Source organism: Pseudomonas sp. 43(2021), assembly GCF_017490805.1.
Lineage (GTDB): Bacteria > Pseudomonadota > Gammaproteobacteria > Pseudomonadales > Pseudomonadaceae > Aquipseudomonas.
Genome location: NZ_JAFGYJ010000109.1, coordinates 1 through 718, shown reverse-complemented (window position 1 = coordinate 718; position 718 = coordinate 1). Strand labels below are relative to the sequence as shown.

General features: G+C 64.3%; 1 protein-coding gene. It reads right to left on the bottom strand.

Annotated elements, in window-relative coordinates; genetic code table 11:
- The coding region (locus tag J5M71_RS26195; protein WP_207838356.1) for a copper ion binding protein at positions 1 to 558 on the bottom strand (558 nt) is incomplete at its 3' end.
- Between the last annotated feature and the right edge of the window lie 160 nt (positions 559 to 718).

Below are 718 nucleotides of genomic sequence, written 5' to 3'. Positions count from 1 at the left end.
GGCCGGGAGCATCCAGTGAATGCCGAACGGCTGCAGCAACATCGGTAACACCAGGGGCAGAGCGAGGGCGATCGCGCAGATCAATGCCCAGCGCTCGCGATGCAGGCGTTTTTGCTGGTCATCGGACTGTGGCCGTTCAGCTTGCCAGACGCTGGCCGAGTAACCGGCCTTGCTCACCGCGTCGAGCAGGGTTTGCGTATCGACCTGGCCGAGCAATTCGAGGTGCGCACGTTCGTTGGCCAGATTGACGCTGACGCTGCTCACGCTTGGGACTTTGCTCAGGGCACGTTCGACGCGACCGACGCAGGACGCGCAGGTCATGCCGTCGATGCTCAATTCGACGGTTTGCCGGGGCACGCTGTAACCGGCGCGCTCCACGGCTTGCATCAGCGCCGGGAGGCTGTCGCCGGGCGCCTGTACCCGGGCCTTTTCGGTGGCGAGGTTGACGCTGACGGCACTGGCGCCGCTGACCTTGCGCAGCGCCCGCTCGACACGCCCGGCGCAACTGGCGCAGGTCATGCCGGCAATCGGCAGATCGAAAGTGGTGGATTCGGACATCGGTCGCGCTCCCTGTAGTGGATGTCTACAGGATCAACCTTGCCATGCGGGCAAGGTCAAGCACCATTCCGCAAGATGTTGATCGTTCCCACGCTTCGCATGGGAATGCAGCCATGGACGCTCTGCGTCCCGAAGCGTGACGCGGAGCGTCACAGGAGGC